Origin of the sequence: Saccharopolyspora elongata (genome assembly GCF_004348985.1) — a bacterium.
GTDB lineage: Bacteria > Actinomycetota > Actinomycetes > Mycobacteriales > Pseudonocardiaceae > Saccharopolyspora > Saccharopolyspora elongata.
This window is the reverse complement of sequence record NZ_SMKW01000021.1, coordinates 91,526-106,917: the sequence shown is the minus strand read 5'-3', so window position 1 is coordinate 106,917 and position 15,392 is coordinate 91,526. Positions and strand designations below refer to the sequence as shown.

At 71.2% G+C, this 15,392-nt stretch carries 14 protein-coding genes; 6 read left to right on the top strand and 8 right to left on the bottom strand.

The window, feature by feature from the left end; translation table 11 throughout:
* Nucleotides 1-16: 16 nt before the first annotated feature.
* Nucleotides 17-907: a glycoside hydrolase family 16 protein gene (locus E1288_RS17755; protein WP_132486431.1), complete on the bottom strand. Its 891-nt coding sequence runs from the start codon at nt 905-907 to the stop codon at nt 17-19.
* Nucleotides 908-1,133: 226 nt separating this feature from the next.
* Here E1288_RS17755 and E1288_RS17750 point away from each other — a divergent pair, with 226 nt between their 5' ends.
* The gene (locus tag E1288_RS17750; protein WP_132486429.1) at nt 1,134-1,496 is read left to right on the top strand and encodes a winged helix-turn-helix transcriptional regulator; all 363 of its coding nucleotides are present in this window, start codon (nt 1,134-1,136) and stop codon (nt 1,494-1,496) included.
* 99 nt (nt 1,497-1,595) lie between these two features.
* Complete coding sequence (locus tag E1288_RS17745) at nt 1,596-2,369, top strand: E3 ubiquitin ligase family protein (protein ID WP_132486428.1); 774 nt, start codon at nt 1,596-1,598, stop codon at nt 2,367-2,369.
* Between the two features lie 170 nt (nt 2,370-2,539).
* Here the strand turns inward: E1288_RS17745 and E1288_RS17740 are convergent, their stop codons facing one another.
* On the bottom strand, nt 2,540-2,743 hold the full coding sequence (locus E1288_RS17740) for a hypothetical protein (RefSeq protein ID WP_132486427.1): 204 nt from the start codon (nt 2,741-2,743) through the stop codon (nt 2,540-2,542).
* Nucleotides 2,736-3,968, bottom strand: a complete 1,233-nt coding sequence (locus tag E1288_RS17735; protein ID WP_132486426.1) for a PspC domain-containing protein — start codon at nt 3,966-3,968, stop codon at nt 2,736-2,738. The genes E1288_RS17740 and E1288_RS17735 overlap by 8 nt, the downstream gene beginning before the upstream one ends.
* Before the next feature lie 119 nt (nt 3,969-4,087).
* On the opposite strand from E1288_RS17735, the gene E1288_RS17730 reads away from it, so the two are divergent.
* Both E1288_RS17730 and E1288_RS17725 read left to right on the top strand, forming a co-directional pair.
* On the top strand, nt 4,088-5,401 hold the full coding sequence (locus E1288_RS17730) for an ATP-binding protein (protein ID WP_132486425.1): 1,314 nt from the start codon (nt 4,088-4,090) through the stop codon (nt 5,399-5,401).
* Nucleotides 5,402-5,438: 37 nt separating this feature from the next.
* Nucleotides 5,439-6,134, top strand: a complete 696-nt coding sequence (locus E1288_RS17725) for a response regulator (protein ID WP_132486424.1) — start codon at nt 5,439-5,441, stop codon at nt 6,132-6,134.
* Here E1288_RS17725 and E1288_RS17720 read toward each other — a convergent pair.
* A complete protein-coding gene (locus E1288_RS17720) occupies nt 6,114-7,142 on the bottom strand; it encodes an Lrp/AsnC family transcriptional regulator (protein WP_132486423.1) in 1,029 nt (342 codons plus the stop codon). The genes E1288_RS17725 and E1288_RS17720 overlap by 21 nt on opposite strands.
* A 283-nt stretch (nt 7,143-7,425) precedes the next feature.
* On the opposite strand from E1288_RS17720, the gene E1288_RS17715 reads away from it, so the two are divergent.
* Nucleotides 7,426-8,844 (top strand): MFS transporter, encoded by a 1,419-nt coding sequence (locus E1288_RS17715; protein WP_165968158.1) that lies wholly within the window; start codon nt 7,426-7,428, stop codon nt 8,842-8,844.
* 43 nt (nt 8,845-8,887) lie between these two features.
* Here the strand turns inward: E1288_RS17715 and E1288_RS17710 are convergent, their stop codons facing one another.
* On the bottom strand, nt 8,888-9,946 hold the full coding sequence (locus E1288_RS17710; RefSeq protein ID WP_132486421.1) for a DMT family transporter: 1,059 nt from the start codon (nt 9,944-9,946) through the stop codon (nt 8,888-8,890).
* Nucleotides 9,947-10,119: 173 nt separating this feature from the next.
* On the opposite strand from E1288_RS17710, the gene E1288_RS17705 reads away from it, so the two are divergent.
* Nucleotides 10,120-11,013, top strand: a complete 894-nt coding sequence (locus E1288_RS17705; protein WP_132486419.1) for a LysR family transcriptional regulator — start codon at nt 10,120-10,122, stop codon at nt 11,011-11,013.
* Between the two features lie 41 nt (nt 11,014-11,054).
* Here E1288_RS17705 and E1288_RS17700 read toward each other — a convergent pair whose 3' ends face one another.
* From E1288_RS17700 to E1288_RS17690, 3 genes are all read right to left on the bottom strand, one after another.
* Entirely contained in the window at nt 11,055-12,572 is a 1,518-nt protein-coding gene (locus E1288_RS17700; protein WP_132486417.1) for a serine/threonine-protein kinase, read from the bottom strand.
* A gap of 204 nt (nt 12,573-12,776) precedes the next feature.
* Nucleotides 12,777-14,186 (bottom strand): serine/threonine-protein kinase, encoded by a 1,410-nt coding sequence (locus E1288_RS17695; protein ID WP_132486415.1) that lies wholly within the window; start codon nt 14,184-14,186, stop codon nt 12,777-12,779.
* A 467-nt stretch (nt 14,187-14,653) separates the two neighbouring features.
* Entirely contained in the window at nt 14,654-15,346 is a 693-nt protein-coding gene (locus tag E1288_RS17690; RefSeq protein ID WP_132486413.1) for a hypothetical protein, read from the bottom strand.
* Nucleotides 15,347-15,392 lie beyond the last annotated feature (46 nt).

Here is a 15,392-nt window from a genome sequence, read left to right as displayed (position 1 = left end):
TTCGCGGAATCCCGCGTCACTGCTCGACGCGAACCCAGTCGACCAGGTACCGGACGTTGCCCGCGGCCACCTTGTCCACTGTGGACTGCGGCAGGCCGAAGTACGGTTCCGTGACGCCGTTGACGCCGTTGGGGTACCCGCCGCCGAGGGCGAAGTTCAGGATCAGGAACTGCGGGTCGTCGTACGCCCACGTCCAGCCCTTGGACTGGATCTCCTGCTTGGTGACGCGGTACGTCTCGACGTCGTCCACGAAGAAGGCCAGCCCGTCCGGCGTCCAGTCGACCTTGTAGACGTGCCAGTCGGCCGGGTCCTTGCCCTCGAAGTTCTGGCGCTTCGTGAACGGGGTGTCGCCGTGGTACTCCGGGCCGTGCAGCGCCGAGCTCGTCCACGGCTCGCCGACGTGCTCCATGATGTCGATCTCGCCGCACTCCGGCCACGGCTTGCCGGCGTCGATGTTCGCGCCCAGCGACCACCACGCGGGCCACAGCCCGGACGCGGTGGCGCCCTCGGGGAGCTTGAGCCGCGCGGCGTAGCTGCCGTAGGTGAACTCGACCTTGTCCTGGGTCTTGATCCGGCCGGAGACGAAGTCGTAGGTCTGCCCGTCCGGCGCCTGGTGGCCGGGCTGAAAACGGGGGTGCAGCACCAGCGCACCGTTGCTCGCCCCGGTCGACGGGTCCTGGTCGAGGTAGATGGTCTCCGGCGAGTCGATGTAGGCCTGCTGCTCCTGGTTGACGGTGCCGAAGTTCTCGCCGGTCACCTCGACCGTCCACTTCGAACGGTCCAGCTCCGCGCCGGAGAAGTCGTCGAAGAACACCTCGGCGCGGGGCGCCGCACCGGCTTCGAACAGCGGCGCGGAGGCCAGTAGGGCGAGCGCGGCACCGGCCGCGAGCAGTCGTCTCGGGGCCATGTCGGCTCCTTCCGAGTAGTGGGAGCGCCCCACTCCCGCGCGCCCAGGGTTCGAAAATGGATCGATCGAGTATGCCCACCGGTTCCGCACCCGGTCCCGCTCGTGTCGTGTTTTGGACCCGCGTTCAGATCCGCGCCTGGTCAGGGACCGGCGCTTTTCCGATGCCGCAACCGGTTCCGCGGTCGATAGGATCGACCTGTCTCCGGTCGGTTCACGAGGAGTGCGGATGGCGAAGTCAGCCCGGCGCGGGCCCTACTTCTGCGGCATCGATGCCGCGATGGACGTGGTGTCCGGCAAGTGGAAAGTGCTGATCCTCTGGGAGCTGGAGGCACACGGCACCCGGCGGTTCGCCGAACTGCGCCGCGGCCTGCCGGGCGTGACCGAGAAGATGCTGACGCAGCACCTCAGGGAGATGGAGCAGGACGAGCTCGTGCACCGCGAGGTCTACCGGGAGGTGCCGCCGAAGGTGGAGTACTCCCTGACGGAGCACGGCGAATCCCTCAACCGGGCGCTGACGGACCTCGGCATCTGGGGCAACGAACGCATCCGCCGCATCGGCGCCGAGAAGGTGCACGTCGCCGCGAGCTGAGCCCGGCGGAATCGTGGCGAGCATTGCAGATCTGCCGGAATCGCCGTCCCGCCCGGGCACCCGGAACTAGGGTCGGGCACGCCGAGCAGAGGGGGATCGATGGTCATCGTCGGGATCGTGCTGTTCGTCGCGGCCGGGGTCGGGTTCTACTTCATGCGGCGTGCCCGGGACCAGCTGCACGCGATGATCGGTGCTGAAACCCTGCCGGTCAACGAGCTGGAGGTGCTGCGCCGGGCCTCCGACGAGGTCGGCGCGCGGGGCGGGTTCCGCAAGCAGTGCGAGGTGGTCGGCACGGCCCACCCGCGACCGGAGGGCGTGCTCGTCTCCGAGCTCAGCAAGACGGAATGCGTCTGGTTCCGCTACGTCGTCAAGCGGCGCTACGAGCAGGTGAACTACCGGGACGGCCGCCGCCACGCGGAACGGCGCACCGAGATCGTCGCCCAGCACACGTCCTGGGAGGGCTACGCGCTGCGCGACGACCAGGGCGTGCTGATCGGCGTCGATCCCAACGGCACCAACCCGGACCGGCCGGAGCAGGTCGTCGATCGGTTCGAGCCGTACGACCCGCAGGGCCCGGTGGTGTTCGGCCTCCAGCTGCCGGCCATCTTCGACAGCAGCGGCACGATCGGCTACGAGTACGAGGAGTGGGTGATCCGGCCCGGCCGACGGCTGTACGTCCTCGGCGAGGTGCACGACAAGATCGGTCCGCTCGTGATCGGAAAACCCGAGCGGGACGGCCACTTCATCGTCTCCACCCGCACCGAGCAGGAGGTACGCGACAGCCGCCGGAACCAGCACCGGTGGCTGGCGATCGGAGTCCCGGTGGCCGCCCTGGCGGGAATCGTCCTCGTGGTCCTCGGCATCGTCCTCTGACAGCCCGCTCCCGGCTCCCCGGTGGTCCGCAATTTCAATGGAAATTGCGGACCACCGGCGTGTCACACCCCGACACGCCGACTCCTGTGGACAACTTCCGCAATTTCAATGGAAATCGGACCTTCGATTTCCATTGAAATTGCGGTTCAGAGGACCTCGGGACCGCCGGTTCAGGTGTCTCGGCGGGTTCGGAACGAGGCGATCAGCATGACGATGCCGATCGCGACCGCGGACGCCGCGAGCAGCCACTGCACGTCGCCGCCGAAGCCGAGCAGCAGACCCCCGGCGATGACGATCGCGAGCAGGCCGCCGGCCAGCGTGAACATGTCCGGTCCGCCGCGGTCGGCACGGCGGGTGATCTCTTCGTCAGCCACGGACGACCTCCACGTCTCCAGTGCCCACCACCAGGTCGAGCACGATGTGCCCACCGCCGGGTCCGTTCTCGCCCTGGTCCACGACCGTGCGCTCCGCCGACCGGCCGTCCGTCGAGTCGCCCAGGCATTGCACGCTGCCCAGCTCCGCCGCGCACCGCGCGGTCACGTCCACGTCCGGCGGCAACTGCACGAGGATGTCGCCGAGCCCGACGTTGGCGCCGGTGTGCAGCTCCTGGCCGTCGGCGATCTTCAGGTCCCGCAGGTCCAGCTGGACCGATCCGGCCGATCGCTTGTAGAGCGGCTGGACGTTCTGGATCGCGGTGGGCCGGATCTCGTCGTCGCCCAGTTCGCCGCTGAGATCGCCGAGCGGCAGCGCCGCCAGCAGCATGGCCAGCCCGCCGACCGGGATCGCGGCCCCGATCAGCCCGCGGCCGCCGCGCAGGAACGCGCCGACGACCATGCCCACGCCCAGCACGGCGAGCGCGATGGCCAGCGCGGTGCTCATCGGCGCGCCCAGCGCGGTGGCGAGGGCGGCGGCGAACGCCGCTAGCCCCAGGGTCACGAAGCTGATCCAGCGCCGCGGCGGCTGCTTCTGCTCGGGCTCGTCCGGCTCGCTCGGCTCGGGCAGGTCCCACGCGAACGGCGCGGCGCCGAGCGGATCCCAGGCCGGCGGAGTCTGCCGCGGCGTGTCGTCCGGTGGCGGCGCGGTCGATGTCGTACCGGGGTAGACCCAGGTGTTCGCAGCCACCGGAGCCGCCGGTTGCGGGCCGGTTTCGGACATCGCCCGGGGTGCCGCCGGCGCGGCCCCGCGGTCGCTGTAGTTGTGATGCAGCAGGTAGAGCAGGGCGAGGCCGATCGCCAGGCCGAGGATCGACGGCGTGCTCACCAACCAGAGCACTCCCGGGATCAGCAGGAGCACGATCACCACGGCCAGCGTCGGGGACGTCGGCTCCCGGGTCGGCTCGGTCGAGCCCGGAACGGGATCGCCTTCCTTCGGGAACAGCAGCCATCCCAGCAGGTAGAGGACCAGCCCGGCGCCGCCGTAGAACGTGCCCAGGACGAAGGCGACGCGCACCAGGATCGGGTCGATGCCGTACCGCGCGCCGATCGCGGCGGACACGCCGCCCAGCTTGCCCCCGGTGCGCGGCCGCACCGGGCGGGTCTCCCAGAAGTCCCGCAAGGTGTCCTCGAAACCGGCGATGCCGGACCGCTTCGTACTGGTCATGGCAACAACTATCCGAGTCCGGCGCGGCCGGCGGCATCAGGGTCGCCCCTGAGGTAGCCCGGAAAGTCAGGGACCGTCCCCGATGCCCGCGTGCGCGCGTGCGTGTGACCATCGATGTCGTGAAAGCCCGGTACAAGCGGAAGCGGACCAGTGCGGCGGAAGCGGCGGCTGAACCGCCGACGATCCCGGCGGCACGCCTGACGGCGGAGCACCGGCAGCCCGCACCGTTCGCGCAGCTGCACCGGCGACGCACCGGACGGCTCGTGGCCGGGGTGGCCGGTGGTGTCGCCGAGCACCTGAACCTGCCGGTGCTCTGGGTGCGCGGTGCCTTCGCCGCGCTCGCCGTGTGCGGTGGAGCGGGAATCATCGCTTACGCGATGCTCTGGGTGTTCGTCCCGCAGGGCACCGGCGCGGAGCAGCCGGTCTCGACCAAGGAGCGCCAGCAGGGCTTCGGGATGATCCTGCTCGGCATCGGCGCGATGGTGGCGGTCGGTTCGCTGGTGGCGATGCCGACGTGGGTCGTCGCCCCGCTGCTGGTGGTGCTGATCGGCGCCGCCGTGGTCTGGCGGGAGGCCGACGAGTCGCAGCGCCGCCGGTGGCGACAGGGTGCCCGGTCCGGGATGGTCGGCGGCGGCGGGCGGCCTGCGCTGGTGCGCATCCTCGCCGGGGCGGCGCTGGTCGTCGTGGGCATCGTGGTCTTCCTGGCCGGCACTTCCGATCCATCGGACGTCCGCACCGGGCTGCTCGCGATGGTCGCCACGCTGATCGGCGTCGCGGTGCTGACCGTGCCGTGGTGGCTGCGCCTGGTCCGCGACCTCAACGTCGAGCGGGCGAGCCGGATCCGTTCGCAGGAACGCGCCGAGATAGCCGCGCACCTGCACGATTCCGTGCTGCAGACCCTCGCGCTGATCCAGAAGCAAGCCGAGTCCGAGCGCGAGGTGCGCCGCCTGGCGCGGGGCCAGGAACGCGAGCTGCGGAACTGGCTCTACGGCCCGGACGGCTACGGCTCCGACGGCACGGCGTCGACCGACGACGGGCCCGCCGCGCGGTTCGCCGCCGAGGTGGCCCGGATCTGCGGCGAGGTCGAGGACGTCTTCGCGGTCAAGGTCCAGCAGGTCGTGGTCGGCGACTGCGACCTCGACGAGCGCCTGTCCGCTCAGCTCGCCGCGGCCCGCGAGGCGATCGTGAACGCCGCCAAGCACGCGGGCGTGGGGGAGGTCAGCGTCTACGCGGAGGTGGAGCCCGAGCAGGTGTCGGTGTACGTGCGCGACCGCGGTGCCGGGTTCGACCCGGAGCAGGTGCCTGACGACCGGCACGGCCTCGCCGACTCGATCCACGGCCGCATGCAGCGGCACGGCGGCCGGGTCAAGGTGCGGACCTCGCCCGGCTCGGGCACCGAGGTGCAGATGGAAATGCCCAGGGCAGCGGCGTGAACTCGCGTACGCTGCGGGACGAAACCAGCGATGGAGGATGTTGATCGTGACCGGTGAAGCGACACCCGAGGTCAGCGAATCCCGGCCGGTCCGGGTGTTCCTGGTCGACGACCACGCGTTGTTCCGAGCCGGGGTGCGCGCCGAGCTGGCGGCGGCCGCAGACCAGGTCGAGGTGGTCGGGGAGGCGGGATCGGTCGCCGAGGCGGTCGCCGGGATCGGCCACTACGCGCCCGAGGTGGTGCTGCTCGACGTGCACATGCCCGACGGCGGCGGCGCCGAGGTGCTCCGGCAGGTGCGCAGCAAGAACACCGGCGTGGTGTTCCTGGCGCTGTCCGTGTCGGACGCGGCGGAGGACGTGATAGCGGTGATCCGCGGCGGCGCGCGGGGTTACGTCACCAAGACCATCTCCGGGCGGGAGCTCGCGGACGCGATCGAGCGGGTGCGGGCCGGCGACGCCGTCTTCTCGCCGCGGCTGGCGGGTTTCGTGCTGGACGCGTTCTCGGAGGGCCCGAACTCGGCGCCGGTCGGCGACCCGGAACTGGACCTGCTGACGCCGCGCGAACGCGAGGTGCTGCGGCTGCTGGCGCGCGGCTACGCGTACAAGGAGATCGCCTCCGAGCTGTTCATCTCGGTCAAGACGGTGGAGACGCACGTGTCCAGCGTGCTGCGCAAGACCCAGCTGTCGAACCGCTACGAGCTCTCCCGCTGGGCCTCAGACCGCCGCCTGGTGTGACTCGGTCACGGACCAGGCGCGCATCGGTACGACGCCGGTGGCGCGCCCGGATTCCGCGAGCAATCTGCCCATCCGCTTCGCGGTCCGCAGGTTCACCAGCGTGTCGTGCACGACGAAGCTCGGGAAGTTCCGCGCTACCACCTGCTCGAACTGCTGGATCGCGCTAATCGATGGCAGCCACACCGTGGCGAGGAGGTTGTGCTCGCCGGTGACCGTGGCGCACATCCGGACCGGTGCCAGGCCGGCGAATCCGGCCGCCACGCGATCCACGTTCTCCGCGGCGACGCGGCCGCGCACGGTCACGGTGACGGGCAGGCCGACCAGCGGCGCGGCCACCTCGCCGCGCAGGGAGAGGACGCGGGACCGCAGCATCGCGGTGGTTCGGCGGCGTGCCGTCGCCTGGCTGGTGCCTGCATCGCGGGCCAGTTCCGCGTAGGAGGCGCGGCCGTTCTCCGACAGCAGCCGCGCCAACCTCCGGTCGAGCGCGCTGAACGTGAACGCGGTGCCGGGCTGCTGGCGGTCGAGCCCCGGGTCCAGTGCCGCGTGCGCCGAAGCGCCCAGCGCGTGCAGCCGCCAGTTCGCCCCCTCGCTGTAGAAGCGGGTGACCAGCGCCGTCGTCGTCGCGGTCAGGCCGGGAATCCGCTCGACCCGCCGGAGCAGGTAGTGGTTGAGCGCTTCGAGGTTCTGCGCCGCCACGGTGAGCATCAGGTCCTGCGCCCCGGCGGTGACCTCCACCGAGATGCAGCAGGAGTCGTGGGCCAGCGCCGCCGCGACCTCGTCCTTGGTGCCCGGCAGGCACCGGACGGTCACGAACGCGACGCAGTCGCCGTTGGCGGGCGCGGCGAAGTACGCGGTCGTCCAGGCGTCGCCGCTGCCGGACAGCCGTTCCCAGCGGCGGGCCACGGCATCGGCCGACCGGACGCCCAGCGAAGCGGCCACGGCGGACCACGGGGCCCGGGGCCAGACCTGGAGAGCGTTCACGAGTGCCAGGTCCGACTCGCTGAGCATGACCGATTTCCCCGCCACAGCCGGGAATCATGACGGATTCGCCAACTTTCGACAATGCCTGCGCCGCGTTCGCCGACCATGCCGCAAACCGCATGGAAGGAGTCGCGATGACCACCAGCGCAGATGCCGGGCGGACGCGGCACCGCCGCACCGCACCGCGACCCGGCTCGAAGCCGCCGAGGAGCCGCCGGGTTCCGGGTGGGGAAGTGACGGCGATTTCGCGCGAAATCGCCCACCGGTCCGCGCGCCCGCTGAGCGCCCGCTCCTCCGCCGGGAGGCGCCGGTGACCGCCTCCGCACCGCTGCCCACGGGCACCGAGCTCCTCGCGCGTCTGGACCGGCTCCCGGTCGGCAAGCCGCACCGCCGGCTGATGCTGCAGGGCGGCCTCGGCTACCTCTTCGAGTCCTACGACGCAGTGCTGCTCGGCTACGCCGCCTCGACCGTGGTCGCCCTGTGGAAGGTCGAGTCGGGGCTGGCCGGCTGGCTGCTGGCCTCGGTGTTCATCGGCTACCTGATCGGCGCGCTGGCCGCCGGGCTGCTCGCCGACCGCATCGGCCGCCGCCGGGTGCTGATGTACGCGCTGCTGGTCTACGTCGCGTTCACCCTCGTCGCGGCGACGGCGAGCAGCCCGGGCGAGCTGATCCTGTGGCGGATCCTCAGCGGGATCGGGGTGGGCGCCGAGGCCACCATGATCGTGCCGTACATCTCGGAGTTCCTCCCGGCCCGCAACCGCGGCCGAAACATCGGCAACACGATGGTCTTCCTCGGGTTCGGCTACATCCTGGCCGGGCTCACCGCGGTGACCGTGATCAGCCCGTCGCCGGAGCCGGGTTGGCGCATCGCGTGCGTGATCTGCGTGGCGCCGGTGCTCCTGCTGCTCTGGTGGCGCCGGACGCTGGTGGAGTCGCCGCGCTTCCTGATCAGCCAGGGCCGCATCGCCGAGGCCACCGAGATCGTCGAACGCTTCGAGCGGGAGATCGCCGCCCGGCAGGAACTTCCGCCGGTGCCGGAGGTCGTGGAGCCGGCAGCGAAGCCCGCCCCCTCCAGGCGGAGCGCGATCCGGCAGTTCGCCGCGCTGTGGGCTCCCGGCCTGGCCGGGCGCACCGCCGTGGTGTGCGTTCTGTGGTTCGCCATCCAGGCGACGCACTACGGCTATGGGACCTGGCTGCCGACGCTCCTGGTGCTCAAGGGATTCACGATCTCCAAGAGCTTCGCCTTCGCCCTGGCCAGCGCGGTCGCCCAGGTGCCCGGCTACTACGTGGCCGCCGCCATCAGCGAACGCCTCGACCGCAAGTGGACGATCGTGGTCTTCCTGTGCTGCAGCATCGGCTGCGCGGCCGGGCTCGGCACCGCGACCGACGACGTGGCGATCTTCTGCTTCACCGTCGCCCTGTCGTTCTTCATGAACGGCGTCGCCGGCCCGCTGTACGCCTACACGTCCGAGATCTACCCGACCGCGACCCGTGCGACCGGCATGGGCCTGGCCAGCGCCACCGCCCGGGTCGGGGCCATCATGGCGCCGGTGGCGATCGGATACCTGTACGCGGACATCGGATTCGGCGGTGTTTTCGCGGTGCTGTGCGGGCTCCTGCTGATCGGGGCCCTCGTCCTCGCCGTGGCGGGCCTGCGCACCGCCGGGCGCAGCCTGGAATCGCTGCACGCCCAGCCGGCGTCGCGGGCCCGCGACGACCAACCGGCCTGACCGCCGGGGAGTTCCCGCTCCATCGGGAACTCCCCGGCGCCGGTCACTTCATCGGGTGGTTGCTGGCCAGTTCGGCGTAGAGCTGGGAACCGCGCAGCAGGGCGAGGCGGAACCGCGCCCAGGCGCTCAGCCGCCCGATCGGCGGGAGCTCGTCGGTGCGGGTGGTGGGCTGGGTGCGGAGCTGGTTCGACATCTCGTCCTCCTCGATTTCGGGTGCGGCAACGGGTTTCGGGGTGGTGGAGCGGCGGGTCAGCGCCACGCCGAGCAGCACGATCGCCATGCCCAGCAGGACCCGCAGGCCCAGTTCTTCGCCGAGCAGCAACCAGCCGAGCAGCACGGACACGATCGGCATCAGGTAGGCCACGGTGGACGCCGTGGTCGCGCCCTCCTCGCCGATGATCCGGTAGTTGATCGCGAAGGCGAGGCCGGTGCCGAAGATGCCCAGCACCGCGACCGCGAGCAGCGCGAGGGGATCCCAGCCCACCGGCCGCAGGCCGTCGAGCGGAAGCGCCAGCAGCGCGTAACCGGTGGCGGCGATCATCTGCATGGCCGCCAGGGTCAGCGGCGGCAGGCCGTGGTCCCCGGTCAGGTTCCGTCCGATGTAGACGTAGCCGATCCCGTAGCTGACCGCCGCGCCCAGGCAGGCCAGCACGCCCCAGTCGAGCAGGCTGCCGCCCTGCCACGGCGCGAAGATCAGCAGCACGCCGAAGAATCCCAGCAGCAGACCGCCGAGCCGGGCCGGTGGCATCGCCTCGCGTCCGGCGAACAGCCCGAACAACACTGTCCACAGTGGTGTCGTGGCGTTCAGCACGCCGGTCAGGCCGGAGTCGACGGTCTGCTCGCCGAGGCCGAACAACACCCACGGCAGCGCGCTGCCGAACAGCGCGGCGACGGCGATGTGCCGCCACAGCTTGCGATCGCTGCTCAGCCGCAGGCCGCGCAGCGCGCACAGCGCGACGAGAACCGCCGCGCCCAGCACGATGCGGGTCAGGGCGATCTGGGTCGGGGACAGCGCCCCCAGCGCGAGCTTGATCAGCAGGAAGCTGGAGCCCCACAGCAGCGCAAGCACGCCCAGTCGCACGTAGTTGGTCGGGTTGTTCATGTCTTCTCCGGTCTCGCGGGGCGTGGTCGAAGTGGCAGCCCGCGGAGACGGTAGGTCTCCGAACTTTCGGCGACCGCCGAACCGATCTCCACCTACTACGTTGCGCCCGCCGAGGCGTAAGCACAAGTGAAATAAAATCAATCGACGCTTCAGATCTGCTGTACTGTGGAGGCATGCTGGACGTACGCCGGATGCAGGTGCTGCGAGCCGTGGTCACGAGCGGCTCGGTGAGCGCGGCCGCGGCGAACCTCGGGTACACGCCGTCCGCGATCAGCCAACAGCTGTCCACGCTGGAGAAGGAGGCGGGCACGCCGCTGCTGGAGAAGGTCGGGCGCGGGCTGAAACCGACCCCGGCCGGCACCCTGCTGGCCGAGCGCGCCGGGCGGATCGCCGACCTGCTCAGCAGCACCGAGGCGGAGCTGGCCGACATCCGGGCCGGGCGCACCGGCCTGCTGCGGGTGCGGTTCTTCCACACCGCCAGCGTCGGGCTGATCCCGCCGGCGGTCGCCAAGTTCCGCGCCGAACACCCCGACGTGCAGCTGGACCTGCGGATGCAGGAGGTGGAGCTGGTCGACGACGTCTCCCGCGGCGAGGCCGACCTGGCGATCATCGTGGTGGGCCGCTCCGTGCCCGAGCGGCGCGGGGTGCGGTTCGTGCACCTCGCCGACGACCCGTACCGGGTGGTGCTGCCGAAGTCGCACCCGATGGCCGCCGAGGACTGCATCGACCTGGTCCGGCTGGCCGGCGAATCCTGGGTGAACAGCGCCGTGACCAGTGACGACATCTGTTCGAGGCTGCTCGGGGACGCCTACGACAGCGCCGGTTTCACGCCGAAGGTGGCGCTGGAGACCGACGGCAGCTACTCCGCCCAGGGCTTCGTGGCCGCCGGGCTGGGCGTCGCGCTGGTACCGCGACTCGGGCTCGACATCGTGCACCCCGGCGTGGTGGTGCGGGCGGTGCGGAATCCGGAACCGGCGCGCCGCCTCTACGCGGCGGTCCGCGAAACGGTGGCCGACCTGCCGGCCACCCGCTCACTCCTGGCGACGCTGCACGAGGTCGCCAGCTGACCGGCGCGCCGCCCGGAACTCCCGGGCGGCGCTAGGCCGGGTCAGCTGCGGCGGTCGGTGTTGATCAGCACGTCGCCATCCGGCGTGGCCACCATGCCGAGCGCGTGCGTCTCGGTGATCTTGCTGTTGCCCCTGGTGAACTGCAGCGTGACGATCACGTTGGACCCGGACATCACCGGCTCGCCGATGATCTTCACGTCGTCGATGGACTTCCAGAACCTCTCGTAGCCGTCCTTGCCCTGCGACTGCAGGCTCGGGCCCAGCAGCTCCCACGCCTGATCCAGCTTCTTCGGCACCAGCGAGTAGTAATCGCGCACCACGTCCACGACCTCCTCCTTGGACGGCTGCCCCGCGGAGTTCGACGTCGTCGGGCTGGTCGTGGTCGGCTTCGCGGACGTCGTCCGCGCGGCCGACGTGGTCGGCGTGGTGCTGGTCGGCTGGGTCTGCGGGGCGGACTGCGCCGAGGTGGCCGGGCCGGGCTGCTCCGGCGGAGCCCCGTCGCCGAAGGCGTTCGCGGCGAGCACCCCGACGAGCACCGCGACGATGATCGCCACCACCCACAGCGCCACCTGGCGGTAGTTGCGCCGCGCCGGCTCCGCCGCCTGCACTGCGGCGCCGACGCGCGTGGGCGGGTTGGCGCTCGGCGGCGGACCCATCCGGTTGCCCGCCGGAGGCGTGCGCGGCGCTGCGGCGGTCGGCCGCTGCCAGCCCCCGTTCGGCGAAGCGTTGGGGATCGGCCGCCCGTCGAGCACGGCCTGCAGGAGCTCGCGGGCCTGCGCCATGGTCGGCCGGTCGACCGGGTCCGGGCGCAGCAGCTGCATCAGCGCCGGGGTCATCGGACCGGCCTGCTGCGGCGGCTCGATCTGCCCGCGCGCCACCCGGTGCAGCAGGCTGATCGCGTTCTCGTCCACGCCGAACGGCGGCCCGCCCTCGATCGCCGCGTACAGCGTCGAGCCCAGCGAGAACACGTCGGACGCCGGCGCCGGGTCGCGGCCGAGCGCCACCTCGGGCGCCAGGTAGGCCGGGGTGCCGGCGAGGATGCCGCTCTTGGTGACCGCGACGTCGCCGATGGCGCGCGAGATGCCGAAGTCGGTGATCTTCGCGATGTCGTTGTCGCCGAGCAGGATGTTGCCCGGCTTGAGGTCGCGGTGCACGATGCCGGCCATGTGCGCGGCGGCCAGCGCCCCGGCCACCTGCACGCCGATCCTGGCCACCTGCAGCGGTGGCAGCACGCCCTGTTCGTCGATGACCGACGCGAGGCTTCGCGACGGGAGGTACTCCATGACCAGGACCGGCTGGCCCTCGTCCTCGGCGACGTCGAACACGACGATCGCGTTCTGGTGCTGCAATCGGGCGGCGATGCGGCCTTCGCGCATCGCCCGCTGACGGGCTTCCTCGGTTTCCTCGGGGGTGTAGCCGGCCTGAAGCAGCAGCTGCTTCACCGCGACCGTGCGGTGCAGGCGTTCGTCAACGGCCTGCCACACCACGCCCATGGCGCCGCTGCCGATCTGCTGCTGCAAGCGGTACCGGCCCGCGATCAAACGACCTTCGGCGCTCACCGGTGTCTCCTGGTACTGGCTGAGCCTGCTTGGACAGTACTGACCGGACCCCCGTGGCCAGCTTTCACTCGACGGTGTTCAACGTTACTGGGTGTCTCGTACCCGGCCGCACCCTGGGCACGCCCGCGCCCGGACATGCACGTGGCCGGGGCGCCCACCTCGCGGTGAACACCCCGGCCAGCGCGGGTACGCGACCGGATCTCGTTATTCCTCGGTGCCGCCGGTCGGCTCGGTCGTCGGCTCGTCCTGGGTGTCCGAGGGCGGAGTCGTCGGCTTAGTCGTCGGCTTAGTCGTCGGCTTCGTCGTCGGCTGCTGCGTCTGCGTCGTCGGTTTCGTCGTCGTCGGCGGCGTGTTGGTCTTCGTCGACGGCGAGTTGGTCCGCGTGTTGGTCGGCTCCTGCTCGGAGGTCGTCTCCACCACCGGCGGCGGGAGCGGGTTCATCTCCGAGGTCGTCGGGTTCCCAGTGGTCTCCGGCGGCTTCTGGCTGTTCATCAGCGCCGAGGTCACCAGGACCGCGATCACCGCGACAGCCACCAGCGCGATGCCCGAGATCACCACGGGCCGCTTGCTCTTGCGCGGCTTCTCGTAGATCGCCGCATCGCCGCGGGTGTCGGAACCCATGTACGAGGTGGCGTCCTCGTACGACTGCTCCGAGTAGGGCTCCTCCTCGTAGTACGCGACGGTGGTGCCCTGCGAGCCGACGACGCTGGTCGGGGCCAGCTCGGGCTGGCTGGACTCCGGCGCCAGCGCGGGCGGGATCGGCGCTGCCATGGTCGGGATCGACGTCACCGAGCCGCCGTCGGAGACCGACTGCAGCATGTCCCGGACCTGCGCCATGTCCGGCCGGTCCTCGACGCGGGCGGCCATCATCGCCATCAGCGGCTGTGCCATCGGGCCGGCCTGCCGGGGCGGTTCGATCTTCCCGGCCGCCACCGCGTGCAGCAGCGCGAGGGTGTTCTCGTTGAGCCCGAACGGCGGGTGGCCCTCGATCGCCGCGTACAGCGTGGCGCCGAGCGAGAACACGTCGGACGCGGGCGTCGGCTCCTGGCCCATCGCCACGTCGGGCGAGAGGTAGGCGGGCGTGCCCGCGAGCATCCCGGTCTTGGTGACCTGCACGTCGCCCTGGGCCCGCGAGATGCCGAAGTCGGTGATCTTCACCTGACCGTTGTCGCCGAGCAGGATGTTGCCGGGCTTGATGTCGCGGTGCACGACACCGGCGGCGTGCGCCGCACCCAGTGCCGAAGCGACCTGCGCGCCGATCCGCGCCACCTCGCGCGGCGGGAGCGGCCCGTGATCGGACATCATCCCGGCCAGGCTGACGGAGGGCAGGTACTCCATGACCAGGACCGGCTGACCCTCGTCCTCGGCCACGTCGTAGACCGAGATCGCGTTCGGGTGCTGGAGTCGGGCCGCGATCCGGCCTTCCCGCATTGCCCGCTGCCGCGCTTCCTCGGCCTCACCCGGATCCAATCCGGGCTGCAGCAACAACTGCTTGACCGCGACCGTGCGGTGCAGGCGTTCGTCGACACACTCCCACACCACGCCCATCGCGCCACTGCCGATGCGTCGCTGCACTCGGTAGCGTCCGGCGACCAGGCGACCTTCGTCGCTCACCGACGTCTCCCCGTACTGCTATCGATGCTCAGCAGGCACCGCGAATCCCGGGAAAAATGGTCCCGGGTACGGCCCCACCGAACATCGGCGGATTTGGCGGACCGGCTCCGGCCCTCCGACATGTACACGTTCTCCTCGCGGTTCGGGCTCGTCGAACGTCTCGAACCCAACCGCGATACGGGAGCCTAGCCGACGCCAGGTCGGCGTAGGCCCGAAGTCGAAAGATCCGTGCAACCGGATTCGACGGTACGCCAGCGCTCCCGCGCGGTCGGCCGAACCGGATTCTCCTCACAGTCGTTTCCGCTGGTGATGTCGGTCCTGTGGGGCCGCGGGCGACGCCCCGAGCGAGCGGCACACCGGTTGCGCCGGGCAACGATATCGGTGCGTCCGGTTCATCCCGGTACGGCGGCGGGCGTTTCAGGAGGGCTCGGGTCGTTGCCGCATTGTTGTGCGCGGCCGGTCACGGTTCATCGGGGCGCGATGTGCCGGGCACCGAGCAGTTCGGCCCCGACGATCCGCGGGGAGGCGTCGGATTCGACGGTGAGCAGCTGGCGCAGCACCACCCGGTGACCGTCCGGGTAGCGGGCCTTGATCTCGGCCAGCACCACCCCGGCCGAGTAGGTCCGAACCTGCAGCTGCGTCGATTCGACCGCCTGCCAGGCGCCGACCAGCGCCGCCTGCTGCCCGGCGAGCAGCTCCGGCGCCGCCAGCGAAACGGCCGAGCTCGGGTCGTGGTCCAGGCGGCGGTAGAACTCGTCGACCAGGTTGAGCGCCGATTCGTGGCTGCCGGCCGCGGGGTTCGCGGTGCCCTGCTCCGCGGCTTCAGGCGCATCGTCGGCGCCACCGAAACCGGCCGCCGCGGTGAAACCGCCGTTGGCGTCGAACGGCCAGCCGGCCGCCCGGACCAGATCCGGGCGCAGCGCCAGCACACCGTTGATCGGGGCGGCGGAGGCGACCGGACGCGGCGCGGCGGCGGGCTGCTCGACGAGCCTCGCGCCGATCGCGGCGGCCGCGAGCAGCAGCAGGGTGCCCAGCACGCCGAAGGCGATCCGGCTGCGCAGCGGGGGTGCGTCGGTAGCGGGGTCGGGCGCCTTGAGCAGCTCGTCGGCGATCCGCTCGTGTACCGGTGACAGCGGCTCGCGCTTGATCAACTCGGCCACGGTGACCGCACCCGCACCGCCGCGCCGCCTGCTGGTCGAAGGATGT